We start from the raw sequence: 26,559 nt of genomic DNA on the forward strand, positions 1-26,559 counted from the left end.
TCCAGCCGCGAATCCATGGCGGATCAGGCGTTGGCGCCGCCATCGATGGTCAAGGCAGCGCCGGTGACGAAACGGCCTTCCGGACCTGCGAGCCAGGCGACCATGCCGGCGATGTCCTCGGCCTTGCCGAAGCGCGGTGTCGCCATCTTCTGACGCTGGTGCTCGGCATGCGGACCGTCGGCCGGGTTCATGTCGGTGTCGGTCGAGCCGGGGTGAACGACATTGGCGGTGATGCCGCGTGGGCCGAGGTCGCGCGCCAGCGCCTTGGTCAGGCCGACCAGCGCCGCCTTGCTGGTCGAATAGGCGCCAAGACTGGTGTCCGTAACCCGCTCGGCAAGATTGCTGCCGATCGAGATGATCCTGCCGCCCTCACCCATATGCGCGGCCGCCGCCTTCGAGGCGATGAACGGGGCTCTGAGATTGACCTCCATGGTCTCGTCGAAATCGGCGAGCGACAGCGTATCGATCGGCGCGGCGCGCCAGATGCCGGCGCTGTTGACCAGGATGTCGAGCCGGCCGAAGGCGGTCACGGCGTCATCGACGGCCTTGTCTATGGCCACGGCATCGCGGTTGTCGGCCTTGATCGCAACGGCGCGGCCACCCTTGGCCTCTATGTCGGCGACAACGGCGCGGGCCTGCTCCTCGCCATGCACATAAGTCAGCGCGACGCTGGCGCCATCGGCCGCCAGCCGTCGCGCAATCGCCGCACCGATGCCGCGACTGCCGCCGGTGACGAGCGCGGCCTTGCCGCCCAGTTGGTTGGATGACATCGATTTCTCCTTTTTGTAATGATCGATACATAAATATCTGTCAGCCTTGTCCGTCGCCGTCAACTGAATTATGTATCGATCAACACAGAAAAGAGCGTCATGTCGGAACGAGGCCGCCCCCGCACCTTCGATCGAACCGCAGCCCTGCGCTGCGCGATGGAAGTCTTTTGGGCGCGTGGCTACGAAGGCGCATCGATGAGCGACCTGACCGCCGCCATGGGCATCAACTCGCCCAGCCTCTACGCCGCCTTCGGCAGCAAGGAGGCGCTGTTCATCGAGGCGACGGAGCTTTATTCGCGCACCGAGGGTGCTGATATCTGGCTGGCGCTGGAGGAAGCACCGACCGCGCGGCTGGCGATCGAACAATTTCTGTGCCTGACGGCGAAAGCCTATGCGCAGACCGATCGCCCGCAGGGCTGCCTGATCACGCTGGGCGCGCTGCATCAAGATTCGAGCCGCGGTGCCATCTGCGATGATCTGCGCCGCCGTCGCGCCGAAAACCACACCGCCCTGCAGAAGCGTCTCGAGCGCGGCGTCGCCGAAGGCGAACTGCCGACGGATTTCGACTGCGCCGCCGCCGCCACCTTCTTCGCCACGGTTCAGCACGGTATGTCGATCCAGGCGCGCGATGGCGCCTCGCACGCGGCCCTACTGGCAACCGTGGCCGGTGCCATGGCTGCCTGGACAACAATGGCCGGAACCGACGCGGCGTGACAAACGCCGGCTGTTGTGGTCGAAATTCGGACTTGCCAGCAATGCTAGGGCCAGCAACGCTGGGGGCCAGCAAGGCCGGAAGGGACGAGAGCGTGAAAAAGGGTTATCGCGAACTGCTGGACGAGGCGAACGCCGAGATCGAGGTGGTTTCGCCGGAGGAAGCGGCCGGCCTGCTCGACGATGAAGACACCATCTTCGTCGATCTGCGCGATCCACGCGAGGTGGAACGCGACGGCCGTATCCCCGGCGCCAAGCATGTCACCCGCGGCATGCTGGAGTTCTGGATCGATCCCGAAAGCCCCTACCACAAGCCGTTCTTCGCTTCGGGCAAGAGCTTCGTCTTCTTCTGCGCCGGCGGCTGGCGCTCGGCGCTGGCCACCAAGACGGCGCAGGACATGGGGCTTTCGCCGGTCAAGCACATCCTCGGCGGCTACACCGCCTGGAAGGCGGCCGGACTGCCGGTCGAACCCGGCGAGAAGAAGAAATAACCTCGATCGCCGCTCAATGCAGCAGCGACGGCTCGCGATGCGTCACGAAGCCGACCGCGTGTTCGACCACACCCCTGTCCGCGAGAATGCGGCGGTGGCCGAGCCCGTCGGCCCAGTAGAGCCGCACATGGCCGCCGGCGCCGGCATAGCGCCTTGCATGATCGGCCGAGACTTCGCGATCGTCCGGAGCGTGGATGACCAGGGTCGGTACCGGCGCCTGGGCAAGCTGGCGATCGCCGGTGAATTCGTGCAGCGGCCGGCCGGAAAGATACTCGACCCGGTCCGCCATGGCGGCTTGCGAACGCGGGCCGACATTGAGCATGCGGCTGAAGTCGGCAAAGATCGCCGGCAGGGAACTTGGCGCCGCAATCAGCACCAGGCGTCCAGCCGCCAGCGGCGGGATGTTCTTGACTGAACCGGCGATGGCATTGGCGGCGACGGCACCACCGAAGGAATGACCGATCGCTGCCACGAAGGGGCCGAACCACTCGCCGGCAACCCGCACCGCATCCACGGCATTGACCATGTTCAAGCGCCGGCCCTGCGACTGGCCGTGGCCAGGCAGGTCAAGCGAAACGACCTTGTAGCCGGCGGCGCGATAGCCTTCGATCAATGCGCGCATATACTCGGTGCGCGAGCGCCAGCCATGGACGACAAGCACCGTGCCGGCGGCTGCCCTGCCCGGCTCCGGCCGGAACTCGTGCACCATGACGCAGCCGGTTGCGGTCTTCAGCCGGTGATGGCGCGCCTCGGTCATGAACTCGGCAGCACGATCGACGGCGCGGCGTTCGCCGTCGCTAAGCGCCTTGACGTTCGGCGTGCGGCAGAACAATTCGAACGCCGCGCGTCCGGTCAGTCGCGGCGCGACACGCTCGGCCGCACCAAACACGCCCCGGATGACCTTCAGCCCGAATGATGCCATAGTGAGAATCCATCCATACGTTCAAGCATGAACATAATAGTTCAAAGATGAACAATAAACAAGAGCTACCTTGGGACAACCCGCGTTTTCGCAACTGGGTCGCGGTGGCGCGCGCCTGCCATGTGCTGGAGCGCACGCTGGCGGTGAAGCTCGCGCCGCTCGACCTGAAGCCGGCGCAACTCGACGTGCTGATGAACCTCTATCGTCATCCCGGCATGTCGCAGCACGACCTTGCCCGCAAGCTGCTCGTCGGCCGCTCCAACATCACCATGCTGCTGCCACAGCTGGAGGCGCGTGGCCTGCTGCGCCGAGACGGCGATGACAAGGACAAGCGCATCTTGCGGCTCGCCCTGACGGAAGCCGGCGAGGCGCTTTTGATGCAGGCGCTGAAAGTGCATATGGCGCTGATCGAGAAGGCGATGAGCCAGTCGACGCCTGAGCAGTGCGACATGATCGGCGACCAGATGCGCAAGATTTATGAGGTGCTGAAGGAGGCGTAACGGCCTTTCAGCCCAGACTTACCACATCGTCTTCTTCGCCCGCTCCGGCCATTCCTTGTCGTAGGTCTCGCCGTCGATGGTCTTGCGGCTGGTGATTTCCAGGATCTGTCCGGGCGTCGGCAGCGACTTCGGGGCGACATGCCTCGCCGGGTTCCAAAGCTCGGAGCGGACGATGGCGCGGGCGCATTGAAAATAGACCGAATCGACGTCGACGACGGTGACCGATCGCGCCGCCTTGCCATCCACCATGAACGACGCGCACAGCGCTGTATCCGTGGTGATATGAGCGCGGCCATTGACACGCAGCGTCGTGCCGGAGCCCGGCACCAGGAACAGCAGGCCGACGCGCGGATCGCGGATGATGTTTCGAAGCGAATCGGCGCGGTTGTTGCCGCGACGGTCCGGCATCATCAGGGTTTTCGGATCGTGGATGCGCACGAAGCCGGCGAGATCGCCGCGCGGCGAGCAGTCCAGCCCCTCCGGCCCGCTGGTCGCCAGCGCGACGAAGGGCGAGGCTTCGATGAAGGCGGCATACTCTGGAATGACGTGGTCGAGTTCCTTGACCAGCGACGCCTCGCCTGGAACGCCATAGAGCGCCTCGAGCTGCTCGACCGTGGTGATGACGGACATTTTTCTCGTCTCCAAACCTTTGCCGGCGTTACCCCACATGGATGACGTTTTCGCGACAGCGATGGGATCAGCCTAGCGGTCGCGGCTCAGGCCCTTTTCCTGCAACTCTGCGAGATAGGCGTCCCAGCGCGCATCCTTCTCGTGGCCGAGCGTGTGCAGGTAATTCCAGGTGAAGATACCGGTGTCGTGGAAATCGTCGAAGGTGATGCGCACGGCATAGTTGCCAACCGGCTCGATCTTCAGGATCGCCACATTGCGCTTGCCGGGAACCGTCACCCGCTGTTCGGGCGAATGGCCCTGCACCTCGGCCGATGGCGAGGCGACGCGCAGCAGCTCCGCCGGCAGTTCGAACGGCCGATGGTCGGGAAAGGTGACGGACAGCAATTTGCGGTCCTTCGAGACCCTGAGCTCTTTCGGTGCGGTCATGCTGTTCGATCCCGTATCATCCACCCTTCCCTACGCCGCTTCTCTAAACCGGAAAAGCCTGTTTCAGGCCGACCGACATGCGATGTCGGCTGAGAGATGTTACCAAAGATCAACACCGGCTATCTTGAATGCCAGGCCGTATCGTATCACATAGCGGTATATAACGACGTCGTTCACGGGGAGCGCTTGAAGCATGGACATGATCGACCCCTTTGGTCGCACGATCAGCTATCTCAGAGTGTCGGTCACCGACCGTTGCGATTTTCGTTGCACCTATTGCATGGCCGAGGACATGGCCTTCCTGCCGAAGAAGGACCTGCTGTCGCTGGAAGAACTCGACCGGCTCTGCACGGTTTTCATCGAAAAAGGGGTCAGGAAACTGCGTCTCACCGGCGGTGAGCCGCTGGTGCGCAAGAACATCATGCATCTTGTGCGCCAGCTGTCGCGGCATCTCGACAGCGGCGCGCTGGAAGAACTGACGCTGACCACCAATGGCTCGCAACTCTCGCGCTTTGCCGCCGAACTCGCCGATTGTGGTGTCAAGCGCATCAACGTGTCGCTCGACACGCTCGATGCCGACAAATTCCACAAGATCACCCGCTGGGGCCATCTCGACAAGGTCATGCAAGGCATCGATGCCGCGCAGGCGGCCGGGCTCAAGGTCAAGCTCAACGCGGTGGCGCTGAAGGATTTCAACGACGCCGAGCTGCCCGACATGATGCGCTGGGCGCATGGCCGCGGCATGGACCTGACGGTCATCGAAACCATGCCGATGGGCGAGATCGACGCCGACCGCACGGACCAGTACCTGCCGCTGTCGCTGCTGCGCGCGTCGCTGGAGCGCCAGTTCACGCTGACCGACATTCCCTTCAAGACTGGCGGCCCGGCGCGCTATGTCCATGTCGCCGAGACCGGCGGGCGCCTCGGCTTCATCACGCCGATGACGCATAATTTCTGCGAGAGCTGCAACCGCGTCCGGCTGACCTGCACCGGCACGCTCTATATGTGCCTCGGCCAGGAAGATGCCGCCGACCTGCGCGCGCCCTTGCGGGCCTCCGAAGGCAACGAGCTGGTCGCTGATGCCATTGATGAAGCGATCGGCCGCAAGCCGAAAGGCCATGACTTCATCATCGACCGCCGCACCAGCCGCCCGTCGGTATCGCGCCATATGAGCGTCACCGGCGGCTGACCTTCCCGCCGATCTGTGCAAGAATTGCCGTGCGGTCGTCGACTTCGGGGCAAAACATGCGGCGGCTCTTCTCAATCGGGACGTTTTTCGCGGCGATCGCGGCGAGCACCGCAATTGCCGCGCCGTTCACCTATGTGAACGAGCGCTTCGGCACTGTCTGCACCTTTCCCGACGATGTCTTCACCGAGCGCCAGCCCGAGCCCGACAATGGCGACGGGCAGGAATGGCTGAGTGCCGACGGCGCCAGCCTGATCTGCTCGGGCATCCTCAACATCGACGACGATACGCCGAAAGGCTTTCTCGCCGAGGAGAAGGCGAGCAAGGAGCCGGGCTACAAGGTCACCTACGGCAAGGCCGGAAAGGACTGGGCGGTCGTGTCGGGTTTGAAGGATGGAAAGATCTTTTACGAGCGGCGCCTGTTCGGGAAAGACGGCGTCATCCGCACGGTCTGGGTCGACTACCCGCCGGCACTGAAGTCGAAATACGATCCGCTGGTCGGCGCCATCGCCGGCACCCTCAAGGGACCATGAGAGTTTTGGGGACCATGAGCATTTTCGGCCACATCGCGAACAAATCTTTATCCGCCAATGCTCAGCTGATTTACCGTTGGTCCGTTCCAGCCTAGCCTCCCCTTGGGACGGTTTCATCCAATGGGGGGTTACATCATGCGCAAACTCGTTCTTTCTCTGGCACTGCTTGGCCTCGCGGCCGTGCCTGCGGCGGCCCAGTCGATCGGTGGCACCTATACGGTCGCCGGCACCAACTTCGACGGCTCTGCTTATGGCGGCGAGGCGACCATCACGCTGACCAGCGGAACGACATGCACGATCCACTGGGAGACGGGCGGCTCATCTTCCGATGGCATCTGCATGCGCAACGATGACGCCTTCTCCGCCGGCTATGTCATGGGCAAGGATATCGGCCTCGTCGTCTACAAGATGATGGACGACGGCTCGCTGCACGGCCTGTGGACGATCGCCGGCAAGGAAGGCAACGGCACCGAATTGCTGACGCCGAAGAAGTAAGTTCGCCACTGCAGGATATTCTGGGCCACAAACAAGGCTGTGGCCCAGCCTTTTGCTGTTGCTGTTTCGTGCCCGGCTGTTAGAGGCTTGCTGCAAAGCAGAACCGGTAGTCGTCTTGCCCTTGTCTCCAAACCTTCGCGGCGCGTTGTTCATGGTGGTGGCGATGGCCGGCTTCTGCCTCAACGATGCCATCACCAAATACTCGTCGCAATCGATGAACATGGCGCAGGTCATGTTGATCCGTGGAGCTTTCGCTTCGCTTTTCGTCGGCTTGCTCGCCTGGCAGCGCGGCGCCCTTGCCCGCCCGGGCTCGATGCTGCAGCCCCTGGTGGCCCTGCGCGTGATCAGCGAGGCCGGCGCAACAGTGAGTTTCCTTGTCGCCCTCGCCCATTTGCCGATCGCCAACGTTTCGGCGGTGCTGCAGGCGCTGCCGCTGGCGGTGACGATGGGAGCCGCACTTGTCTTTGGCGAGACTGTCGGCTGGCGGCGCTGGCTGGCCATCGCCCTCGGATTTGCCGGCGTGCTGATCATCGTGCGGCCCGGCTTCGAAGGGTTCAGCATCTACTCGCTGTCGGCGCTGGCCAGCGTCGCCTGTTGCGCGGTGCGAGACCTTGCCACCAAGCGTATCCCCGAGGTCATCCCGACATTGCTGGTGTCCACCGCTACCGCGATTGCCATGACAATTGTCGGCGCGGCGCTGCTGTCGCCGATGGGCGGCTGGACACCGATGACAGGCAACAGCACAGCCTTGTTGGCCTTGGCTGCTGTGCTGGTGATTATCGGTTACCAGTTCATCATCATGGCGATGCGGGCCGGCGACATCTCCTTCATCGCGCCGTTCCGCTATACGGCCCTGATCTGGTCGATCCTGCTTGGCCTGTTCATCTTTGCCGACATTCCCGATCTGCCGATGATCGTCGGCGCCACAATCATCATCGGCTCCGGCCTTTATGCGCTCTACCGCGAGCGGATCGTCGGCCGGCGACAGATCGTCGCCGAAAGCACCGGGCCGACCATGGTGCCCGACGGAATCTAGCCAGGTCATTTGAAGGTTCTTGTGATTTCCGGCGGCTGGCGTACAGGCTTCATGGCATGAAGCGAAATGTCTCGGGGATCATTCTGGCCGGCGGCCAGTCCAGGCGGATGGGCGGTGGCGACAAGAGCCTGTTGCCGCTTGGCGACGGCTGCGTGCTTGACCAGGTCGTCTCGCGCTTCGGCCCGCAGATCGCCCTCCTGGCGCTCAGCGCCAATGGCGATCCGGCGCGATTCGCGCGCTTTGGCCTGCCGGTGCTTGCCGACATGGTGACCGGCTTTGCCGGGCCGCTTGCCGGGATCCTGACCGGCCTCGAATGGGCCGTTGCCAGCACGGCCTGCAAGGCGATCGTCACCGCTGCCGGCGACACGCCTTTCCTGCCGCTGGACCTTGTCGAGCGACTGGCGGTGGCCGCCGACCAACATCCCGGTTCGATTGCGGTCGCATGCTCGGCCGGCAAGCGGCACCCCACCTTCGCATTCTGGCCGACGGATTGTCGCGAAGTCTTGCGGCACTTTCTGGTCGATGAAGATATCAGGCGGGTTTCGGCCTTCATCGACCGGCACGGTTTTGTCGAAGTGGACTTCCCGGTTCTGCGATCGGAGGGTCAGCCGGTCGACCCTTTCTTCAACATCAACGAGCCTGATGATCTTGCCCGCGCCGAACGTCTGTTGCAGAGCATGAAGCCATGAACAGACGCGTCTTCGGCATCACCGGTTGGAAAAACTCCGGCAAGACGACATTGACCGAAAAACTGGTCACCGAGCTTGTCGGGCGCGGCTGGAAAGTGTCGACGGTGAAACATGCCCACCATGACTTCGACATCGACAAGCCCGGCGCCGACAGTTTTCGCCACCGCCAGGCCGGCGCCACCGAAGTTGCGATCGTCTCCGGCGTTCGCTGGGCACTGATGCACGAACTGCGTGATGAGGATGAGCCGACGCTGGAGGCTATCCTGTCACGGCTTGCGCCTTGCGATCTGGTGCTGGTCGAAGGCTACAAGCGCGAAGCACACCGCAAGATCGAAACCCGCCGGCTGGACGCCAAGGACCGCACGCCGCTTTCGGCAGGTGATCCCAACATCGTCGCCGTTGCCGCCGATTTTGCGGCTGAAGGCGAGCACCTGCCGGTGTTCGATCTCGACGATGCAAAGTCGATAGCCGACTTCATCGAGCGCACCACTGGGCTCGTTGCTTGAGCGCTGACGCAGCGGCAGAATAGCCTTGCCCATTTTTGTGGTTTTGCAGTTGCTTTTTTCTTGGAAAGAGTGGGAGTATCGCGCCAGCGGGCGGTCAAAAGCACCGCCCCACAGAGCCGTTCGGAACGACGGCCGGGACCATAAAGAGAGGACTATCATGCGTATTGCACTGCGTATCGCGCTCGCCGCATCGGCCGCGCTGCTGACGCTCGGCGTAGCCCAGGCCCAGGAAAAGACCCTGAGGATCGGCACCGAAGGCGCCTACCCGCCATTCAACAATCTCACGGCCGATGGCCAGCTCGTTGGCTTCGACATCGACATCGCCAAGGCGCTTTGTGATGAGATGAAGGTCAAGTGCACCTTCGTCGCCCAGGATTGGGACGGCATCATTCCAGCCCTCCAGGCCGGCAAGTTCGACGCCATCGTCGCTTCGATGTCGATCACGCCCGAGCGCAAGGAGAAGGTCGACTTCTCGAACAAATACTACAACACCCCATCGGCGCTGGCTGTGCCGAAAGACAGCACGCTGAAGGGCGTGACCAAGGAAGATCTCGCCGGCAAGACCATCGGCGTCGCCACCACCACCACGCATTTCAACTATGCCTCGAAGACCTACACCGACAGCACCGTCAAGGGCTATCCGAGCAGCCCCGAGGAGCAGGCAGATCTTGCCAATGGTCGTCTCGACGCCATCGAGGACGATATCGTCGTGCTGCAGCAGTGGCTGGATTCGCCTGACGGTGCCTGCTGCAAGATCCTTGGCCAGCCGTCGCCGCAACCGGTCGAGATCTTCGGGCCGGGCGCCGGCATTGCCGTGCGCAAGGGCGAGACCGACCTGGTCAACAAGCTCAATGCGGCCATCGACGCCATCCGCGCCAATGGAAAATATAAGGAAATCAACGACAAGTACTTCAAGTTCGACGTCTTCGGCGCCGAGTCCTGATAAACCGGGATCAAGACGGCGGGGAATTTCCCCGCCGTCTTTCTATTCGTCTCGGGAACGCCGTGGAGATAAGATCGGTCAATGCCAGCCCAGAGCATATGGACACTTCTCAGTTGGGGACCCGAAGGCTGGCTTGACGATATTGCCTATGGCGCACTGATCACCGTTGCGCTTGCGCTTGCCACGCTGCCCATCGGATTGGCGATCGGCTTTTTCATTGCACTCGCCAAGCAGTCCGAAGAACCCTCGCTGCGCCTTGCCGCCAACATCTACACCACGGTCTTTCGCGGCCTGCCGGAGCTGGTGACGCTTTTCCTGTTCTTCTTCGGCATGCCGATCCTGCTGCAGCATCTTGTCCGGCATTTCCGGCCGGACGCCACCATCGACGTCAACAGCTTCGTCGCCGGCATGATCGTGCTTGCGCTGATCTTCTCGTCCTACGCCAGCGAGGTTTTCCTTTCCGCCTTCCGCGCCATCCCGAAAGGCCAGTATGAGGGCGGCTATGCCATCGGTCTTTCCAACTGGCTGACCATGCGCAAGGTGATTGTGCCGCAGCTGCTGCGCATCGCGTTTCCTGGCCTGGAGAACTGCTGGCTCAGCCTGCTCAAGGACACGTCTCTGGTTTCTGTCGTTGGTCTCGCGGAGACACTGCGCAATGCCAGCATTGCCGCTCGCGTCACCAAGCATGCTTTCCTGTTCTTCGGCGTTGCCTCCTTGGTCTTTCTTGGCCTGGCCGTCATGTCGTCCTTCGCCACCAGCGCCATTCTGCGCTCGCTTGGCCGGCGGGAGGCTCAGCGATGAGCGCCACAACCACCATGGTCGAGCGGCCCCCGCCACAAGCGCGGGGTTGGCCGCGCAGGCGTATCGTCGGTTATGGGCTGGTCTGCTTGTGGATCGCTTTCGGCCTCGGCATCGTCAGCTATCTCTTCCTAGCTTGGAACGCTGATTTCTTCGCCAAATATGCGCCGGCTTATTTGCGCGGGCTTGGGGTAACGCTCTCGCTGGTTTCCATATCGATGGTGCTCGGTGCGATCCTGTCGGTGCCTGTCGCCTATGGGCGCATGTCCAGGAGCCGGATCCTGTCCGGCCTCGCCTATTGCTACGTCTATTTCTTCCGCGGTACGCCGCTGCTGGTCCAGACTTATCTGGTCTACTACGGATTGGGCTCGTTTCGGGTAGAGCTCCAGACAGTTGGCCTCTGGGATTTCTTCAAGGATGCGTTCAATTGCGGCGTCTTTGCCTTTGCGCTCAACACCGCCGCCTATCAGGCCGAGATTCTGCGCGGTGCCATCGAAAGCGTGCCAAGAGGGCAATGGGAAGGAGCGGCCTCGCTTGGCCTGCACAAATTGCAAACCTTGCGCAAGATCATCCTGCCGCAGGCCTTGATCGTCGCCTTGCGGCCCTATGGCAACGAACTGATCCTGATGGTCAAGGCGTCCGCCATCGTTGCCATCATCACGGTCTATGATCTGATGGGTAATGCAAAGCTCGCCTTCGCCAACTCGTTCGACATTCAGGCCTATATCTGGGTCGCGCTCGTCTATCTGGTGATGGTCGAGATTTTGCGTCATGGCGTTGAGTGGATCGAGCGCCGGATCACCGTTCACCTGAAACGCTGACCATTTTCAATCCGGCTGTACCAGACGATCTGGCCATACGCGTCTTGACGAATTGAGCGCAGAGCCTAGAACGGTTCGTCGTTTCACAGAAACGCCGAACCGCTCTATCTTCTTGTTTTGACGCAATTCCTCTAGGGAAAGCGTTACGCGCTTTTCCCGGGAAAACCGCTTCACACTTTTCCTGGAATTGCTCTAGAGCTTTCGCGGCAAATTTCGTTTCCATCTGAAGGGCAAGCTCATGGCATCTGTTGCATTTCTCGGTCTTGGCGTGATGGGCTATCCGATGGCCGGGCACTTGAGGAACAAGGGTGGCCACGACGTCACCGTCTACAACCGCACCAAGGCCAAGGCCGAGCAATGGGTTGGTCAGCATGGCGGCAGTCTCGCCGCGACGCCGGCGCAGGCCGCCGAGGGCAAGGACTTTGTCTTCTCCTGTGTCGGCAATGACGACGATTTGCGTTCGGTGACGACGGGTCCGGAAGGCGCCTTCAAATCGATGAGGAAGGGTTCGGTCTTCATCGACAACACCACGGCGTCGGCCGAGGTCGCACGCGAACTGGCGGCGGCGGCGGAAGCTGGCGGCTTTTCATTTCTCGACGCGCCGGTATCCGGCGGCCAGGCCGGCGCCGAGAATGGCGTGCTGACCGTCATGGTCGGCGGTGAGCAGGACGCTTTCGACAGGGCCAGGCCTGTCATCGATGCTTTTGCCCGCATGGTCGGCCTGATGGGATCGGCCGGTGCCGGCCAACTCACCAAGATGATCAACCAGATCACCATCGCCGGCCTTGTCCAGGGTCTAGCCGAAGGCATCCATTTCGGCAAGAAGGCCGGGCTCGACATCGAGAAGGTGATCGAGGTGATTTCCAAGGGCGCCGCAGGTTCCTGGCAGATGGAGAACCGCCACAAGACGATGAATGCCGGCAAATATGATTTCGGCTTCGCCGTCGACTGGATGCGCAAGGATCTCGGCATCTGCCTGGCCGAGGCCGATCGCAACGGCGCCAGATTGCCGGTGACAGCACTTGTCGACCAGTTCTACAAGGATGTGCAGGCGATGGGCGGCGAGCGCTGGGACACGTCCTCACTGCTGGCGCGTCTCGAAAAATAGGTTTCTGCGGTGGCAGAGCTCTCGCCTCAATCCAGTGCCGGGGAAATTGTCGCCCACCTGCGCGCCATCGGCTCGGAGGAGAACCGCCTCGGCATGTTGCGCTACGGCATCAAGATCGAGCGCGCCCTTGGCATCTCGCACGGCGTGCAGCGGCAGATTGCCCGGAAGATCAAGCGCAACCACGAGCGCGCCTTCGAGCTGTGGGAGACTGATATCATGGAGGCGCAGTTCATCGCTTCCGTCACCGCTGACCCGCAGCGGTTTTCTGCTGAAGATGCAAGAAGATGGGCGGCCAGTTTCGACTCCTGGGACATCGTCGATGGCGTCTCGGATCTCTTTGTCGATACGGACGCCTGGAAAGAACTGATCGCCGAATTCGCGGCCGACGAGCGGGAATTCGTTCGGCGCACGGCCTTTGCCATGATGGCCTGGTCTGTCGTTCACCGGAAGAAAGAGCCGGCGACGACCTTTCTCGCCTTCCTGCCGATCATCGAAGCGCATGCCACCGACAGCCGCAATTTCGTGAAGAAAGCCGCGAACTGGGCGCTTCGCTCGATCGGCAAACGATCGATGCATATGCACGGCGCTGCCCTTGCTGTCGCCGAACGGCTGGCGCAGTCGACCGACAAGACGGCGCGCTGGATCGGCAAGGACGCAGTGAGGGAACTGACCAATGCCAGGACGATCGAGCGGATCGCCGCCAGGAAAGGCTGACGGGGCGGAAATCCGCTTCTCGGAGGTGACGCGATCGACACGCGCCGATTTCGAAAACCTGTTCGAGCAGCCGGGCGGGCCGAAATATTGCTGGTGCACGGCCTGGCGCAACCTTCCCAGCCGCGAGCATGTCCCGAAACGGGCCATCACTTCGCTCATCGAGGCCGATACACCTGTCGGCATCATCGCCCACGTTGAAGGCAAAACCGTCGGCTGGTGTTCGGTTGCGCCACGCGAGACCTATCGCCGGCTTTCCCGGCAGCAGGACGACAGCGAGACCGGCGTGTGGTCGATCGTCTGCTTCTATGTGCCGAGGACCTTGCGCGGCGGTGGGTTGGCATCCGCACTGCTCGACGCGGCGATAAATCACGCCTTCGCCAAGGGCGCCAGCACGATCGAGGCTTACCCGGTCGATCAGGCGTCGCCGAGTTACAGGTTCATGGGCTTTCGCGACATGTTTGCCGCCCGTGGCTTCCACACAGGCATGGCCGGTTCTCGCCGACATGTGATGCGGCTCGAGCGTTGACGCTGGAGTGAGACGCGCTCGAACTGAGAGCGCCTTCATCCCATTTGGCGGTATCCGCGGCCCCAGATGGTTTCAGGGCTACAAAATGCTTCAGGCCCAATGCATTACCGGGCGCTGCCGCGGAGAGGGCTATCGGCGCAAGTCGCGAAGGCCGAGTTCTTGCCATATCCACTCGAAACTGTAGGTGGCCATGGGATGGTTGGGATCTGGTTGTTTGGCCGTCTGGTTTTCGAGATATTTTAGCCAGTCGGCCGCCTTTTGCCGGCTGGCCGGGGTCCTGGCGGCTTGACGCGGTGTTTTATTACCCAACATTGCGACCGGTTGGTCGAGAGTATCCAGATAATGCCGATCCAAGAACTCGTGAATGGTCTGTTCGGCGATTTCCGACGGAATACTCGATGACGGCGTCTGGGTATGTCTGCCTGGCCGCTCGGCCATCATCTGTTCGACAGTGCTGATTTCTGTAAGGGGCGTCCGCACAAGATCGCCGAGGACTTGGCGGATCAGGTCCGTCCCACTTTTCGCCCGCGCTGCGGAATTGGTGGACAGATGCAGGAAGCGGTCCTTCAACTCGGCATTGCCTATCACATTCGAACCACTGTCCATCAGGGTGTCGAGTGTGGTTGCCCCCGCTGTTTTTGGCTTGTCTCTACCTTGCGGCACCTCTTCCATCCAACTCCAGAATTTCTCGCTTTCCTGCAACATACCCGGAATGCTGTTCAGCCGGGAAGCGATGTCCTGAGGCGCCACGCCGGACGCCAAGGGAAAACGGACATTGTGGAAAACGATCTCGTCGCCGTCATTGTTTTGCAGCAATGGCCCGCGCATCACCCTGTCGAGGGTGTCAAACAACCACGACAGAGTGAACAATGATGCCATCGCCTGCAGTTCGTCATCGTTCAACGCAGGTAGCTTTTTTGTTTTTTTCTTGCCGAATGTGGTTCGCAGGCCGTCGAACAATGACTCGGTAGCCTGCGGGGTGAACGGCAAAACGCCGCCCGCAAGGATGTTCTTGCCCATGACTGGTACGATCCGCGCGGCGATCTTGTCCCATTGTTTCAGCGTCTTGGTGGCGGTGCCCTCGCTAACGGTGACCGGCTCGCCTCCACGGATAAGGTCGCGCGCCACAAGGGATTGCCCCGGCACCACATTGCTGACCTCGTACAAGCTCATGACGGAGGTCCGCAGCGCCAGCATATAGGCCCTGGATTGCGCGCTTTCCTTCCAACCCCGGCGCTTGACATAATCATCGACGATGTTGGCGGGCTGGCCATCGAACTCCTGGGTCAGGAAATCCTCGAAGGCACAGCCCCAAAGGGTCATTGCCCAATCGCCGCTGACGATTCCGGCGAGGTCTTCGAATTCCATCTCACAAGCTTCGAGAACCGGGCCGAAATGATCGTCGAAAACCTCGTTGAAACATCCTTGCCATTCGTCCCGGTCAAGGAATTTCATCAGCCCACTGAGATCATGGCTGGTTGGCATGGTGCTTCTCCATGTCTGGTGATGGCGACGACGTACGCTGTCGGTTTGTGGGTATTGCAATGCAATTCTCTGCTCCGCTATTGCGATCGGGCAAGACAATTTCGGCGGTTTCCCAACGTTTTGTTCGTAGCTAACTTCCCGCGAGGATCATCGATCGCCATTCCGGTGGTGCGCCACCCGATCACACTGATCAAATTGCGTGCAAGAGCGAAAGTGTGCATTCACAGCACGGAATGATCCGACATCTGCAAGAGTGCTCTCGAATCACGACGGTGTGACTCGATTCGGGCGGCAGACTGGCCAAGAATGGAGTTCATGAATAACCGCCTCAAATTAGTTGCGATCCTGGCTATGGCATTTGGTGTTTCCATCGGCCAAGCCTCCGCCGAGACCGCGCACATATTCTGGAAGGATCTGCGCCCGGCTACGCAATCCGCCGCCGAAAACGTCGGACTGCCGATGATCGCGGCAAAATTACCCGACCACGGCGAGACGCTGTCCCTCAACCTGCAGGACAAAAGCATTCAGCTAGCCGGCTACGCATTGCCGGTCGATCGCGACGGTGATCTCGTCTATCAGTTCCTGCTGGTGCCGTGGACGGGTGCGTGCAGCCACATGCCGACGCCGCCGCCCAACCAGATCGTGCTGGTCACGCCGGCTCGCCCTTACAAGATGTCCGAGGCTTATCAGCCGGTCGCGGTCACCGGCGCGCTGAAGCCGGACATGGAGAAGAGCCAGCTGTTCATCCTTGATGGCGTGAGCGTCATTCAGTCAGGCTACAGCGTCCGCAAGGCAGATGTGACCGCCGTCGGCAGCGTGCCCGATACGATCACGCTGCCGGTCAATTCGCCCTGGAGTTTCCTCAACAAAAAGAAGAACTAAGCGGGACAAATTAATGCCAGGTCAAGCTCAGGCAGCGTTGGCACCCGATTCCTTGTCCAGCACCATGTAATCGAGCGGGATTTCTGTCGTGTATTTGATCTGCTCCATGGCGAAGGACGACGACACGTCGCGGATTTCGATCTTGGCGATCAGCCGCTTGTAGAAGGCGTCATAGGCGGCGATGTCGGGCACCACGACGCGCAGGAGATAGTCGACGTCGCCGCTCATGCGGTAGAACTCGACCACCTCGGGAAACTCCTGGATGACTTCCGAGAAACGCCGCAGCCATTCATGGCTGTGCGAATTGGTGCGGATCGACACGAAGACGGTGACGCGCACATTGACCTTTTCATGGTCGAGAATGGCAACGCGCCGCTTGATGACGCCCTCTTCCTCAAGCTTCTGGATGCGCCGCCAGCAAGGCGTCGTCGACAGCCCGACCTTCTTGGCGACATCGGCGACCGCGAGTGTCGCATCCTCCTGCAAGAGGCGGAGAATTTTTCTATCGAGGCGATCCATTTTTGGCTCCCTAGGGGAATAGATTGGCTATACTCCCCCTTATCATGGCCTTTCACAAGAAAGAAATTCTGCAAATCGGTCGAAAAGCGAGTGATTTCTTGCTGAAAGATCAACCGAGGCGATAGCGGATTTCCGAACGCAGAAAAGGCAGCAAATCCATTTCAAACCATGGATTCTTCTTCAGCCAGCCGGTGTTGCGCCACGACGGATGCGGCAGCGGCAGCACTTTCGGACCGACGGAATTCTCCCAGATGGAGCGCCAGTCCATCACCGTTTCCGTCAGCGAGGGCCGGCGCGCCGCACCCATATGCCAGGACTGCGCGTAGATGCCGATCGTCAGCACCAGGTCGATCCGTGGCATCAAGGCCATCAAGGGCGCGCGCCAGGCCGGCGCGCATTCGCGCCTCGGCGGCAGGTCTCCGCCCTTGGCATCCTGGCCGGGAAAACAGAACCCCATCGGCACGATGGCGAATTTTTCGATGTCGTAGAATTCGCCGCTCGTCACATCAAGCCAACTGCGCAGGCGGTCGCCGGAGGCGTCGGTGAACGGCATGCCCGATAGATGCACCTTGGTCCCCGGCGCCTGGCTGGCGATCAGGATGCGGGCGCTGGACGAGGGTCGCAATACCGGGCGCGGTTCGTGCGACAACGGCTTGCCGACCGGATTTTCCACGCAGATGCGGCAAGCGCGGACCGTGGCGGTGAAGCTTTCGAGATCGGTGGTCATTCTCAGGCTGATGCGCTCGGACGGCTGGAGACGGCCTGATGCCAGCGCAACACATTTGCGCATTCATCCGGCACCTTGATGCGTGCCGGCTTCATGAAGTCGACAGCGATCAGGCCAGTGATATCGGCGATCGAATAGCTGTCGCCGGCGATGAACTCCCGGCTGCCCAGTTCGCCGTCCAGCAACCTGAGGAACTGCACGGCCTTCGGCTTGTTGGCCTCACCCCATTCGGGGATCTGCGGGATTTCCCATTCCTTCATGGCCGGATGGATGTGGCGAAAGGCCTGCGCGACGCAATTGAGCAAATTGAATTCCATCCGTCTCTGCCACATCTCGACCTGCGCCTTGCCGAGTGCGCCACGCCCGAACAAAGCGGGCTCGGGATGCAACTCCTCGAAATAGCGGCAGATGGCGACGGATTCGGTGATGACGGTGCCGTCGTCGAGTTCCAGCACCGGCAGACGCTGCAAGGGGTTGCGCGAGCTGACAGCCTGCTTCCTGTGCTCCAGCGCACCCATATCGATGGGCACCTGTGGAACCTCGATGCCTTTCTCGGCCAGGAAAACGCGGACCCGTCGTGGGTTGGGCGCCCGCCCGCCGTCGAAGAGCTTCATGTCCATCATCCTTCGTTCGTTCGCGATCCAGTTACAGGATGCGCATCACCAGAAGCGAAAAATCTCTCGCACGGCATCGCCGATCGACGCCAGTGTGCCGTGCTTTCTCTCGACGACTTCGCCGTGATGGCGGTCGCGCCAGTCCTGCGGCTGGTCGAACGTTCCCGCCCAGATGCCGGCCTTTCCTGCGCGGGCGATAGCTTCCTCGCTCTCGAAGTTGCCATAGGCAACCGCCCAGCCCGCCTCGACCTGCGCCCGATTGAGATCTTTGCCGCCGGCGGTGCAGTCGCCAAGCAGCCGGCCATAACGATCACGCTGCCAGCCGGAACAGGACATGGGCTTGCCGGCGATCAGGCGCACCAGCGACTGACGCGCAAGCGTGCCGCAAGGATAGTCGGCGCCGTTCCTGCGGCAGGTCTGCGTAAATTCCGGAGCGTCGATGCCGCGCATGCGGATGCGCTCGGCACCAAGCGTGATCGAATCGCCGTCGTTGACGATAGCCACGCCTTGCGTCTTGCGGGTTTCCACCCGGTCGAGGCGGGCCGCCAGCAGGATCAACAGCCCGAGGATGATGACGGCAAGCCCGTAATCCACCAGCCTTCGCCACAGGCTGCGGGGTGGCGCGACGTATCGCGGACGCCGCCTCGGCGACCAGGAACGGCTCATATGGCAAACGGTTGGTTAATCATTCGAACGTAGCTTAACACTTGGAAACCGCTGCTCGCATAATTGAAGTTTTAATGCCCTTGCAACGCTCGAACACAGCGGACAAGTTCATTGTGGACCGCAGGAAACCTCATCGCAACAGCGATGTGGCGCGCGCGGTGCGCAAGACGCGCGACCGTCTTTCGCAGCAGGCCGGCAATCCCGATTTCGATCGCGAACTGCTGAAGCTCCACGCCCGCTCAATGACCAGCGGCGCCATTGCCATCCCGCTTCTCATCCTGGCGATCGCGGCGGCTGGCCGGCTGGCCGGCGTCGGCAACGAGATCGGCCTCTGGGCGCTGTTCACACTGACTTGCTACACCATCGTCGCCTTCATGGCGCGGCGCATTGACCGCACGGAAGCTTCCGACCTCAACCCTTTGCAAACACGACGGGAATTCCTGATCGGCCATTTCCTTTGCGGCCTCGGCTGGGCCTGGTTCGTCTGGCTTGGCTGCGGCGCCTGCCGGATCGACCAGTTCCAGTTGGTCAAGGCCGTGGTGCTGCTGTTCGCCATGGCGGCGACGGCGGTGATGACCTCATCTCTGGGCGGGGCGCTGTTGGCGACGTTTGCCGTTCCGGTGGCGCTCTATGCCTATGTTGGGTTCAAACTGTGGATGCCGATTGAGGTAATCATGGCCGGGCTGCTGGTCGTGTCGCTGCCCTTCTTTGCCTATGTCGCCCGTCACCTCAACCGCTCATCCCTGATGATGTTGTCGTTCCGCTCCGAAAAGGATGCGTTGATCGCCGAACTGGAGACGGCGAAATCGATGTCGGATGAGGCGCGGCGGCGGGCGGAAGATGCCAATCTGGCGAAATCGCGATTCCTCGCTTCGATGAGCCACGAATTGCGCACGCCGCTCAACGCCATTCTCGGTTTTTCCGAGGTGATGTCGAACGAGGTGCTGGGACCAATGAGCAATCCCACCTATCGCGACTATGCCCATGACGTGCACGAATCCGGCCAGCATCTGCTCGATCTGATCAACGAGATCCTCGACCTGTCGCGCATCGAGGCCGGCCGCTACCAGCTCAATGAGGAGCCGGTGATGCTGCTCAGCATCGCCGAGGATTGCTGCCACATGATGGAATTGAAGGCGCGCAACAAGGATATCCGTGTCGTCCAGGACTTCGAGCATGAGTTGCCGCGCCTGTTCGCCGATGAGCGAGCGGTGCGGCAGATCACGCTCAACCTTCTGTCGAATGCGATAAAATTCACCGCTACCGGCGGCGAAATTCGTGTCCGTGTCGGCTGGACGGCGGGCGGCGGACAGTACATTTCGATCAAGGACAATGGGCCGGGCATACCGGAAGACGAGATCCCGATCGTGCTTTCCGCCTTCGGCCAGGGCTCGATCGCCATCAAGAGCGCCGAGCAAGGCACCGGGCTTGGCCTGCCGATCGTGCAAGGGCTGCTGGCCATGCATGGCGGTGAGTTCGAGCTTCATTCCAAGCTGCGCGAAGGCACCGAGGCGATCGCCATCTTCCCGCTGAGCCGGGTGATGGAGGAATTGCCCGCGCTGCCCACAGCAGCGGTGGCGGCGCGGCGGCGGTAGCGGGCGCTCGCCCAGACGCAGCTTGACTAGTGCCTAACCGCGTACCGCAGCTGCCATGCCCGAGCTGGTCAGCGCCGCAGCCTTGACCAGGCCCGCGGCAAGGGCGGCCCCTGCCCCTTCGCCATGGCTTATACCGAGGTCGAGCAACGGACGAAGACCGAGCCGTTCGGCCGCGCGGGCGTGCGCAGGCTCTGGCGACAGGCTGGCAAGCAGGCAATGGTCGAGCACGGCAGGGTTGGCGGCGTGCAGCACCGCTGCGGCGGCCGTTGCGGCGAGGCCGTCGAGCAGCACCGGAATCTTCTGCATCCGCGCGGCAAGGATGGCGCCGGCAATCGCTGCGAACTCACGGCCACCGACCCGGCGCAGCGCCTCGAGCGGGTCGGCTAGATGGCCGCCGTGAAAGGCCAGTGCCGCATCGACCACTTCCGCTTTGCGGGCCTGCATCGCCGCATCGGCGCCCGACCCCGGGCCGACCCAGTCGACGCCCCTGCCCCCAAACAGCGCCGCAAACAGGGCAGCAGCGACGGTCGAGTTGCCGACGCCGAGATCACCTAGGCAAAGCAGATCGGTGCCGCCCGCGATCGCTTCCATGCCGAAGGCCATGGTGGCGGCACAGCCGCGCTCATCCAGCGCGGCATCTTCAGTGATGTCGGCGGTCGGGATGTGCAGGGCAAGATCGAAAACCTTCAGCCCGAGATCGTTGGCGATGCAGATCTGGTTGATCGCAGCTCCTCCGGCCGCGCAAAGCTCGACCGTATTGGCGGTCGCCGCCACCGGCCGTGGCGAAATGCCGTGGCGTGTGGCGCCGTGATTGCCGGCAAAGACCGCCATCAGCGGCCTTGTCACCGCGGGCGGAGCCCGCCCGCTCCAGGCGGCCAGCCACGCGGCGATGTCTTCGACGCGGCCAAGCGAATTGCCTGATTTGTCGGCCTTGGCAAACAGCGTGCGCACGCGGGCCTCGGCTACCGTGTCGGCCGCCGGCAGGTCAGCCAGCAGGTTGCGAAAATCGTCGAAAGGCAGCGCGCTGGTCATCTCGTTGGCAATCATTCCCTGGAGTTGGTGAGCGGCATAGCCGCCTTGCGTGGTTGGCACAACCTCCTGGATGATGGTCCTGCATTTGCCGCAAAGCTGGCCGCGAAGGGCGCAATCGCGAGGGCTTGCATTGGCATTGCCGTTGCACCATGTGGTGATGGAGCAAGGGATTCCGGTTGGAAGCCCAAGAGAAAGTCATGACGGCCATCGAATCCCCGTGCATCCTTGTCTGTTCGATCGACATGAAAACCGGCTTCTGTTTCGGCTGCGGCCGCACGCGCGAGGAAATCGGCGGCTGGATCGAGATGACGCCGGAAACACGTCGCAGCGTCATGGCTGAATTGCCTGCCCGGTTGGAAACGGTCGAGCGCCGGCCGCGCCGGGAAACGCGCCGCACCCGCATGGCGCGCGAACGGGATGCGCTTTCGTGAGGCGACCACGCAAATGAGCCGGCTGTTCTGGATACTGATTGCCGCGATCGGGGTGGGTGCAGTCCTGCTCATGTTCAACGATTCCGCCGGCAGCACACTCGGCGTCGAGAATTATGATTTCAGCCGGCTGATCTGGCTAGGCGCCTTTGGCGCCCTCATCGGCGCGGGCCTGCTTCGCTCGGGCCGGCCCATGGGCGCCATGGCCCGCAACCTCGCCGCCTGGGTAGCCATCGTGCTCGCGCTGATCGCCGGCTACCAGTATCGCTATGAGCTGCAGGATATCGCCAGCCGGGTCACCGCGGGCCTTGTTCCCGGCAGCCCGCTGGCCCTGGGTGTCGAGGACGGCCACGCCACGGTGACGCTCGACAAAGCGGACAACGGCCATTTCGAAGCGCGCATCCTGATCAACGGCAACCCGGTTCGAGCCGTGGTAGATACCGGCGCGACCAGCACCGTGCTGACGTCGCAGGATGCGCAAGCCGCCGGGTTCAATCCAGCGGCGCTCAATTACACAATACCGGTTTCGACCGCCAACGGCATGGCGCGCGCCGCCGCCGTGAAAACCGATCAGATTGCGATCGGCGGCATCATGCGCAGGGACATGTCGGTGATGATTGCCGCACCTGGCATGCTCAGCCAGAGCCTGCTCGGCATGAACTTCATCGGCTCGCTGTCGGGCTTCGACGTGCGCGGCGACCGCATGATCCTCAGGGATTAATCTCAGACCGAGCGCTAAGCCGCTTCGGCCGCGGTGCCAACGAACTCGACGGCGGCGAAAGCCGTCTTCAGTACGTCCGGTCCGGCGCCGGGCCGGGTCGCGTCGGTGGACAGGATCTGGCGGTAGCGGCGCGCGCCGGGCAAGCCATGGAACAGCCCGACCATATGACGCGCAACATGGCCGAGCCGCCCGCCCTGCTCGATATGGCGTGCCGCATAGTCCGCCATGGTATCGATCAGCGCAGCGAAATCGAACGCCTCGGACTTGGCGCCGTAGAAGGCGGCATCGACGCCGGCCAGAATGCCGGGCGTGTGGTAGGCGGCGCGGCCAAGCATGGCACCGTCGACATGATCGAGATGCGTCCGCGCCTCTTCGATCGACTGAATGCCACCATTGATGCCAATGAATTCGTTCGGTTTTCTGGCCTTCAGCCGATAGACTCTGTTATAGTCGAGCGGCGGGATGTCACGGTTTTCCTTGGGGCTCAGCCCTTCCAGCCACGCCTTGCGCGCATGCACCCAAAGCGCGTCGGCGCCGGCATCGAAAACACCACCCGCCAGCGCATCGAGGGCCGGCTCTGGATCCTGCTCGTCAACGCCGATGCGGCATTTGACGGTGACGGGAATTGTCACCGCCACCTTCATCGCCGCGACGCAGCCGGCGACGAGGTCCGGTACCTTCATCAGGCAGGCGCCGAACGTACCCGACTGAACGCGGTCCGACGGACAGCCGACATTGAGGTTGATCTCGTCATAGCCAAATGCCTCGCCGATGCGCGCCGCCTCGGCAAGTTTTTCGCGATCCGAGCCGCCGAGCTGCAGCGCGACCGGATGTTCCGCATCATCGAAGCCGAGCAGCCGCTCGCGTGCGCCGTGGATGACCGCGTCAGCCACCACCATCTCGGTGTAAAGCAGCGCACGGCTCGTCAGCTGGCGGTGGAAGAACCGGCAATGCCGGTCCGTCCAGTCCATCATGGGCGCCACGGCCAGTCTATGATCTTGATTTTTCAGCATTTTTTCTTTAACATCAAATCGTTAGAACCTGCCGAGTGCACACGAATTTGCGCCAGAATACGACCCTTTTCGCCACGTTTCGATCTCTCAGTGCACACGGAGCGCACACGAAAAAATGGCCACCTACACAAAGCTCTCGTCCGGTTCCTGGCGTGTCCAAGTCCGTCGCAAAGGTCGCTACGTCAGCGAGACCTTCCTGCGCCGAGACGACGCACGACGCTGGGCAACCGAAACCGAGCGCCAAGTCGATCGCGGTGAGACGCCGACTAAGTCCCGTATAGCGCGCCTGAAAACCTTCGGCGAACTCATCGACCTTCATATCGACGACATGTGCGATGTAGGCAAGTCCCCTCGCCGCTCCAAGGCCGCAGCCCTCGATATGCTCCAAAGACATCTGGGGACGTGCAACATCGCGGCTCTCGATCGCGAACGGCTCATTCGTTTTGGTCGCGACCGGGCCGCCCAGGGTGCCGGACCAATGACTCTCGCCTTCGGGCGCTTCGCCAGGCGGCAGACCCAGCACCTGGACAAGAGCCGGAAGCGCGGCGGGATCTTTGACCAGTTTCGGCGCCGTCAGGCACTCGACCGCCGTGAAGTCGTAGCCCTCGATCGAGGCCCGGATTTCGGACGTGAGTTCGACGGGATTTCTGGCGGTTATCCTCGTCCGGCAATGCTTGTCCCAAGCCTCCAGCAGCGCCTTCCCTATCCGGGACGGGTTCTGCAGCAGCGTGGTCAACGAGCCGTCGATGCCTCGCGGCGAAACGAAGATGTACCACCGCGGCAGCGTCGCATAGGCGCCGGCGGCATGATGGTGGAAGACCTTGCCCAGTTCCGTCATAGCCTCGCCGATCCGGAGCTTCGAGCGCGTGTCTTCCGCTTGCACTGGTAAAGGTCCCACTCGCCCTCATGGCGGGCGCGCGAGAGAAATCCTATCACGTCCCGGCCCTTGTCATTGGCCGCACCAACGCGCTCGACTTCGACGTAATCTTTCGATTTCCGTTCGGCGTATATCTCGACGAATTCTTCGAGTTCGTTGTCCTCAAGTTCGACGATGCGCGTTGCTGGCTTCGTCACGTCCGCCCCTGAAACGATCCCCTTGCGTGAGTATCGCATCGGCGGGCCGCGTCGACAACGCCTCAAACTGGCATCGATCTGATGAAATTGTTGGATGATTCGCCGCCGACGTCATTCGCGCGATGTCAAATCTCCATGCTCTTTCGCCTGTCATGGACAATTCAGCGACCTGAACGGACCGGCAGCTTTGAAAAGATCGCCAAGACTGCCTGAATGACTGAAATGAGGCGCACACCAGACACAAATTAACTGACCGTCCGCGCGCCGGTCGCATCAGCCCTTCCACATCGTCGATCGGAGAACGGCCTGCATATGCTCTGCGAGGTCTAATTCACCGCGCGCCTCGATCTCTAAAAGATATCGGGCCTTGGCCAGGCGATCCCCTTCCCCAACAGCAGGATAGCCGCAGATGACGAGCAGCGCCCTCTCCTCCTCCCGGCTGGCTCTGGCGGGGTCGCCGCTGCCACCGCCTATCTCGTGCAGCGCTTTGCCGAACTCAGCATAGGCTGTCTTGTGCGCCTCAATCAGCGCTCGCAGATTATTGGGCGGCTTTTGGACTCGGCCTGGGCGCTCTGTACCGAGCGCCGTTGCCGTAATCGACGAGGCGACGACTGCGCTGCCGGAGTGGAAGAGCAAGACGCGGCGGTTGATCCTAGACGTGGCAAACTCTCCCGTTGCTTTGATGGCGATCAGGCCAGTGGCGTAAAACCATAAGACCGTAACATGACGGTTTGCGTATTCGTGTCAGGATGGTGAGACCCCTGGCTGTCGACAGCCAATGCGGCTGGGCGATGCGCAGCGCCCCATCTCGGACAGGATGGCGCGCCACCGCACTATGACGGAAGCCTCGATTTGATGGTGGCTTGTCGCGGCCGGGGCACTTCCATTGGAGCCGTGAAGCCTATGCATCCGAAGGGCGGGGATGGCGCCAGCCGACAAGCCAGCGCTCGGCCGCCTTCCTACGGCCGACGCTGGGGACGTCGGCTCTCCGGACCGTGGTGAAGCCCCTCTGCGGCAGCGTGCCGATCGCCGATCGCGAGTGGTCTATCCAACAGCTCGTTATCTACCGACAAGCCGCTATCTCAAGATCAGTCTCTGACCACGCCCTTCTTTCCCGGCCCCGGCCCCCACAAAGGCCAGCCGGGCGGCCGCACATCGCATTAAACCACGGAAACGGCTAAGGAATCACGGTCTTGGCAATGTGCAGTAAACATCCACACATTGCGAAATCACCTCATAACCCATTGAAACAACGCGACCGATCGACGCCGCACCTCGCGGCCTTTTATCTCGCCATCGGTCTTCGGTCGTATTTCGTGGCCCTTGCTCGATAGCACCAAACCTCGCTCTGCCACGAGAGACAATGTCCGGCTGCCCCCCCGTTGCGCGAGGATCTACGAAAGGAAGCAGATGGCTTCTAGAGCGTCCCGCTCATGCCCACCGGGAGCGCTGCTTCAACTGCAGCCGATCCGCAACTTCATTGATGATGAAAGGGCATTGCTGGCGCGATCGAGGGCACGCTGGAGTTGCCAGATTTGACCTTAAATGGCACTGGCCGGCCTGCCATATCGACACTGCGAAGACGTGCCAAAAGCAGCCTGGCTGAACAAATGGAGGTAAGCCGACGTGATGTAGTACGCAACTTCATCGCGTGGCATCGGCAACTTGTCGGGGTTGATCAGATCCGCAAACAGTTGATTGTCGACGTAGTCACCAGCATCCCAGAGGCTTCTGGTTAGCGCCTCGTTGCTGGGTTCAATCCGCTCAAGGACAGCCTCGAACGCCGCGTTGGCGGCATCAATAAGTACAGTGCGGTCGGCCCCGGCGACTGGCAAGGACGCAATAACGGCATGGGAAAGACGGCCGGACGGCTCGCGCTGGTCAGCGGCAAGCCACGAGCGTCCGCTGCTGCCACGTGTCACGAACAGAGATCCGGTCTGCCTTTCATAGGCGGGAACAATCTGCTCCCCTGCGAGCCGCCCTGTCTGGCAGTCGATA

The 26,559-nt window shown here is 61.9% G+C and carries 34 protein-coding genes; 19 read left to right on the top strand and 15 right to left on the bottom strand.

What is annotated here, in order from left to right; translation table 11 throughout:
* Window positions 1–23 precede the first annotated feature (23 nt).
* Window positions 24–770 carry a 3-oxoacyl-ACP reductase family protein gene (locus ACFOJ9_RS15575; RefSeq protein ID WP_378979635.1) on the bottom strand — a complete coding sequence of 249 codons (747 nt, stop codon included), beginning with the start codon at window positions 768–770 and terminating at the stop codon, window positions 24–26.
* Window positions 771–869: 99 nt separating this feature from the next.
* On the opposite strand from ACFOJ9_RS15575, the gene ACFOJ9_RS15580 reads away from it, so the two are divergent.
* Window positions 870–1,484 carry a TetR/AcrR family transcriptional regulator gene (locus ACFOJ9_RS15580; RefSeq protein ID WP_378979636.1) on the top strand — a complete coding sequence of 205 codons (615 nt, stop codon included), beginning with the start codon at window positions 870–872 and terminating at the stop codon, window positions 1,482–1,484.
* 92 nt (window positions 1,485–1,576) lie between these two features.
* On the top strand, window positions 1,577–1,972 hold the full coding sequence (locus ACFOJ9_RS15585; RefSeq protein WP_056587731.1) for a rhodanese-like domain-containing protein: 396 nt from the start codon (window positions 1,577–1,579) through the stop codon (window positions 1,970–1,972).
* A 13-nt stretch (window positions 1,973–1,985) separates the two neighbouring features.
* On the opposite strand, the gene ACFOJ9_RS15590 is transcribed toward ACFOJ9_RS15585, so the two are convergent.
* The gene (locus ACFOJ9_RS15590; RefSeq protein WP_378979637.1) at window positions 1,986–2,894 is read right to left on the bottom strand and encodes an alpha/beta hydrolase; all 909 of its coding nucleotides are present in this window, start codon (window positions 2,892–2,894) and stop codon (window positions 1,986–1,988) included.
* Between the two features lie 47 nt (window positions 2,895–2,941).
* Between ACFOJ9_RS15590 and ACFOJ9_RS15595 the strand changes: the two genes are divergently transcribed.
* The gene (locus tag ACFOJ9_RS15595; protein WP_378979638.1) at window positions 2,942–3,394 is read left to right on the top strand and encodes a MarR family winged helix-turn-helix transcriptional regulator; all 453 of its coding nucleotides are present in this window, start codon (window positions 2,942–2,944) and stop codon (window positions 3,392–3,394) included.
* A gap of 18 nt (window positions 3,395–3,412) precedes the next feature.
* Here the strand turns inward: ACFOJ9_RS15595 and ACFOJ9_RS15600 are convergent, their stop codons facing one another.
* Window positions 3,413–4,024, bottom strand: coding sequence for a pyridoxamine 5'-phosphate oxidase family protein (locus tag ACFOJ9_RS15600; RefSeq protein ID WP_378979639.1), 612 nt, complete (start codon window positions 4,022–4,024; stop codon window positions 3,413–3,415).
* 72 nt (window positions 4,025–4,096) lie between these two features.
* Window positions 4,097–4,450 (bottom strand): gamma-butyrobetaine hydroxylase-like domain-containing protein, encoded by a 354-nt coding sequence (locus ACFOJ9_RS15605; RefSeq protein ID WP_378979640.1) that lies wholly within the window; start codon window positions 4,448–4,450, stop codon window positions 4,097–4,099.
* A gap of 193 nt (window positions 4,451–4,643) precedes the next feature.
* Here ACFOJ9_RS15605 and moaA point away from each other — a divergent pair, with 193 nt between their 5' ends.
* From moaA to ACFOJ9_RS15665, 12 genes are all read left to right on the top strand, one after another.
* Complete coding sequence (gene moaA / locus ACFOJ9_RS15610) at window positions 4,644–5,639, top strand: GTP 3',8-cyclase MoaA (RefSeq protein ID WP_378979641.1); 996 nt, start codon at window positions 4,644–4,646, stop codon at window positions 5,637–5,639.
* Window positions 5,640–5,695: 56 nt separating this feature from the next.
* Window positions 5,696–6,169: a hypothetical protein gene (locus tag ACFOJ9_RS15615; RefSeq protein ID WP_378979642.1), complete on the top strand. Its 474-nt coding sequence runs from the start codon at window positions 5,696–5,698 to the stop codon at window positions 6,167–6,169.
* Between the two features lie 135 nt (window positions 6,170–6,304).
* Window positions 6,305–6,664, top strand: a complete 360-nt coding sequence (locus ACFOJ9_RS15620) for a hypothetical protein (RefSeq protein WP_378979643.1) — start codon at window positions 6,305–6,307, stop codon at window positions 6,662–6,664.
* A gap of 115 nt (window positions 6,665–6,779) precedes the next feature.
* Window positions 6,780–7,700 carry a DMT family transporter gene (locus tag ACFOJ9_RS15625; RefSeq protein ID WP_378979644.1) on the top strand — a complete coding sequence of 307 codons (921 nt, stop codon included), beginning with the start codon at window positions 6,780–6,782 and terminating at the stop codon, window positions 7,698–7,700.
* Window positions 7,701–7,756: 56 nt separating this feature from the next.
* Complete coding sequence (mobA, locus tag ACFOJ9_RS15630) at window positions 7,757–8,389, top strand: molybdenum cofactor guanylyltransferase MobA (protein ID WP_378979645.1); 633 nt, start codon at window positions 7,757–7,759, stop codon at window positions 8,387–8,389.
* Window positions 8,386–8,895 carry a molybdopterin-guanine dinucleotide biosynthesis protein B gene (mobB, locus tag ACFOJ9_RS15635; RefSeq protein ID WP_378979646.1) on the top strand — a complete coding sequence of 170 codons (510 nt, stop codon included), beginning with the start codon at window positions 8,386–8,388 and terminating at the stop codon, window positions 8,893–8,895. The genes mobA and mobB overlap by 4 nt, the downstream gene beginning before the upstream one ends.
* Before the next feature lie 157 nt (window positions 8,896–9,052).
* Entirely contained in the window at window positions 9,053–9,838 is a 786-nt protein-coding gene (locus tag ACFOJ9_RS15640) for an ABC transporter substrate-binding protein (protein WP_378979647.1), read from the top strand.
* Window positions 9,839–9,919: 81 nt separating this feature from the next.
* Window positions 9,920–10,639, top strand: a complete 720-nt coding sequence (locus tag ACFOJ9_RS15645) for an ABC transporter permease (RefSeq protein ID WP_378979648.1) — start codon at window positions 9,920–9,922, stop codon at window positions 10,637–10,639.
* Window positions 10,636–11,457, top strand: coding sequence for an ABC transporter permease (locus ACFOJ9_RS15650; RefSeq protein WP_378979649.1), 822 nt, complete (start codon window positions 10,636–10,638; stop codon window positions 11,455–11,457). The genes ACFOJ9_RS15645 and ACFOJ9_RS15650 overlap by 4 nt, the downstream gene beginning before the upstream one ends.
* Window positions 11,458–11,695: 238 nt before the next feature.
* Window positions 11,696–12,565, top strand: coding sequence for an NAD(P)-dependent oxidoreductase (locus ACFOJ9_RS15655; protein ID WP_378979650.1), 870 nt, complete (start codon window positions 11,696–11,698; stop codon window positions 12,563–12,565).
* Window positions 12,566–12,574: 9 nt separating this feature from the next.
* Window positions 12,575–13,279, top strand: a complete 705-nt coding sequence (locus tag ACFOJ9_RS15660; protein ID WP_378979652.1) for a DNA alkylation repair protein — start codon at window positions 12,575–12,577, stop codon at window positions 13,277–13,279.
* Entirely contained in the window at window positions 13,239–13,805 is a 567-nt protein-coding gene (locus ACFOJ9_RS15665; protein ID WP_378979654.1) for a GNAT family N-acetyltransferase, read from the top strand. The genes ACFOJ9_RS15660 and ACFOJ9_RS15665 overlap by 41 nt, the downstream gene beginning before the upstream one ends.
* 129 nt (window positions 13,806–13,934) lie before the next feature.
* On the opposite strand, the gene ACFOJ9_RS15670 is transcribed toward ACFOJ9_RS15665, so the two are convergent.
* Window positions 13,935–15,290 carry a hypothetical protein gene (locus ACFOJ9_RS15670; RefSeq protein ID WP_378979658.1) on the bottom strand — a complete coding sequence of 452 codons (1,356 nt, stop codon included), beginning with the start codon at window positions 15,288–15,290 and terminating at the stop codon, window positions 13,935–13,937.
* A 315-nt stretch (window positions 15,291–15,605) separates the two neighbouring features.
* Between ACFOJ9_RS15670 and ACFOJ9_RS15675 the strand changes: the two genes are divergently transcribed.
* Window positions 15,606–16,172: a DUF3299 domain-containing protein gene (locus tag ACFOJ9_RS15675; protein WP_378979660.1), complete on the top strand. Its 567-nt coding sequence runs from the start codon at window positions 15,606–15,608 to the stop codon at window positions 16,170–16,172.
* Window positions 16,173–16,199: 27 nt separating this feature from the next.
* Here the strand turns inward: ACFOJ9_RS15675 and ACFOJ9_RS15680 are convergent, their stop codons facing one another.
* The 4 genes from ACFOJ9_RS15680 to ACFOJ9_RS15695 form a co-directional block, all read right to left on the bottom strand.
* Window positions 16,200–16,691, bottom strand: a complete 492-nt coding sequence (locus tag ACFOJ9_RS15680) for an Lrp/AsnC family transcriptional regulator (protein WP_006205209.1) — start codon at window positions 16,689–16,691, stop codon at window positions 16,200–16,202.
* 109 nt (window positions 16,692–16,800) lie between these two features.
* Window positions 16,801–17,481, bottom strand: coding sequence for a uracil-DNA glycosylase family protein (locus ACFOJ9_RS15685; protein ID WP_378979662.1), 681 nt, complete (start codon window positions 17,479–17,481; stop codon window positions 16,801–16,803).
* Complete coding sequence (locus ACFOJ9_RS15690; protein ID WP_378979664.1) at window positions 17,421–18,032, bottom strand: glutathione S-transferase; 612 nt, start codon at window positions 18,030–18,032, stop codon at window positions 17,421–17,423. Before ACFOJ9_RS15690 ends, ACFOJ9_RS15685 begins: the two co-directional genes overlap by 61 nt.
* A gap of 45 nt (window positions 18,033–18,077) precedes the next feature.
* Window positions 18,078–18,698, bottom strand: a complete 621-nt coding sequence (locus ACFOJ9_RS15695) for a thermonuclease family protein (RefSeq protein WP_378979666.1) — start codon at window positions 18,696–18,698, stop codon at window positions 18,078–18,080.
* A 74-nt stretch (window positions 18,699–18,772) separates the two neighbouring features.
* Between ACFOJ9_RS15695 and ACFOJ9_RS15700 the strand changes: the two genes are divergently transcribed.
* Window positions 18,773–20,293, top strand: a complete 1,521-nt coding sequence (locus tag ACFOJ9_RS15700) for a sensor histidine kinase (RefSeq protein ID WP_378979668.1) — start codon at window positions 18,773–18,775, stop codon at window positions 20,291–20,293.
* Window positions 20,294–20,326: 33 nt separating this feature from the next.
* On the opposite strand, the gene ACFOJ9_RS15705 is transcribed toward ACFOJ9_RS15700, so the two are convergent.
* A complete protein-coding gene (locus ACFOJ9_RS15705; protein WP_378987801.1) occupies window positions 20,327–21,325 on the bottom strand; it encodes a nicotinate-nucleotide--dimethylbenzimidazole phosphoribosyltransferase in 999 nt (332 codons plus the stop codon).
* 197 nt (window positions 21,326–21,522) lie between these two features.
* Between ACFOJ9_RS15705 and ACFOJ9_RS15710 the strand changes: the two genes are divergently transcribed.
* The gene (locus ACFOJ9_RS15710) at window positions 21,523–21,756 is read left to right on the top strand and encodes a DUF1289 domain-containing protein (RefSeq protein ID WP_378979670.1); all 234 of its coding nucleotides are present in this window, start codon (window positions 21,523–21,525) and stop codon (window positions 21,754–21,756) included.
* 13 nt (window positions 21,757–21,769) lie between these two features.
* The gene (locus tag ACFOJ9_RS15715; RefSeq protein ID WP_378979672.1) at window positions 21,770–22,474 is read left to right on the top strand and encodes a TIGR02281 family clan AA aspartic protease; all 705 of its coding nucleotides are present in this window, start codon (window positions 21,770–21,772) and stop codon (window positions 22,472–22,474) included.
* Between the two features lie 14 nt (window positions 22,475–22,488).
* Here the strand turns inward: ACFOJ9_RS15715 and dusA are convergent, their stop codons facing one another.
* The 5 genes from dusA to ACFOJ9_RS15740 form a co-directional block, all read right to left on the bottom strand.
* Window positions 22,489–23,487: a tRNA dihydrouridine(20/20a) synthase DusA gene (gene dusA / locus ACFOJ9_RS15720; protein ID WP_378979674.1), complete on the bottom strand. Its 999-nt coding sequence runs from the start codon at window positions 23,485–23,487 to the stop codon at window positions 22,489–22,491.
* Window positions 23,488–23,500: 13 nt separating this feature from the next.
* Window positions 23,501–24,325: a hypothetical protein gene (locus ACFOJ9_RS15725; protein WP_378979675.1), complete on the bottom strand. Its 825-nt coding sequence runs from the start codon at window positions 24,323–24,325 to the stop codon at window positions 23,501–23,503.
* Window positions 24,322–24,561, bottom strand: coding sequence for a hypothetical protein (locus tag ACFOJ9_RS15730; protein ID WP_378979677.1), 240 nt, complete (start codon window positions 24,559–24,561; stop codon window positions 24,322–24,324). Before ACFOJ9_RS15730 ends, ACFOJ9_RS15725 begins: the two co-directional genes overlap by 4 nt.
* 273 nt (window positions 24,562–24,834) lie before the next feature.
* Window positions 24,835–25,197 carry a hypothetical protein gene (locus tag ACFOJ9_RS15735; RefSeq protein WP_378979679.1) on the bottom strand — a complete coding sequence of 121 codons (363 nt, stop codon included), beginning with the start codon at window positions 25,195–25,197 and terminating at the stop codon, window positions 24,835–24,837.
* Window positions 25,198–26,102: 905 nt separating this feature from the next.
* Entirely contained in the window at window positions 26,103–26,483 is a 381-nt protein-coding gene (locus ACFOJ9_RS15740) for a hypothetical protein (protein ID WP_378979681.1), read from the bottom strand.
* Between the last annotated feature and the right edge of the window lie 76 nt (window positions 26,484–26,559).

This window comes from Mesorhizobium cantuariense (genome assembly GCF_042647205.1).
Lineage (GTDB): Bacteria > Pseudomonadota > Alphaproteobacteria > Rhizobiales > Rhizobiaceae > Mesorhizobium > Mesorhizobium cantuariense.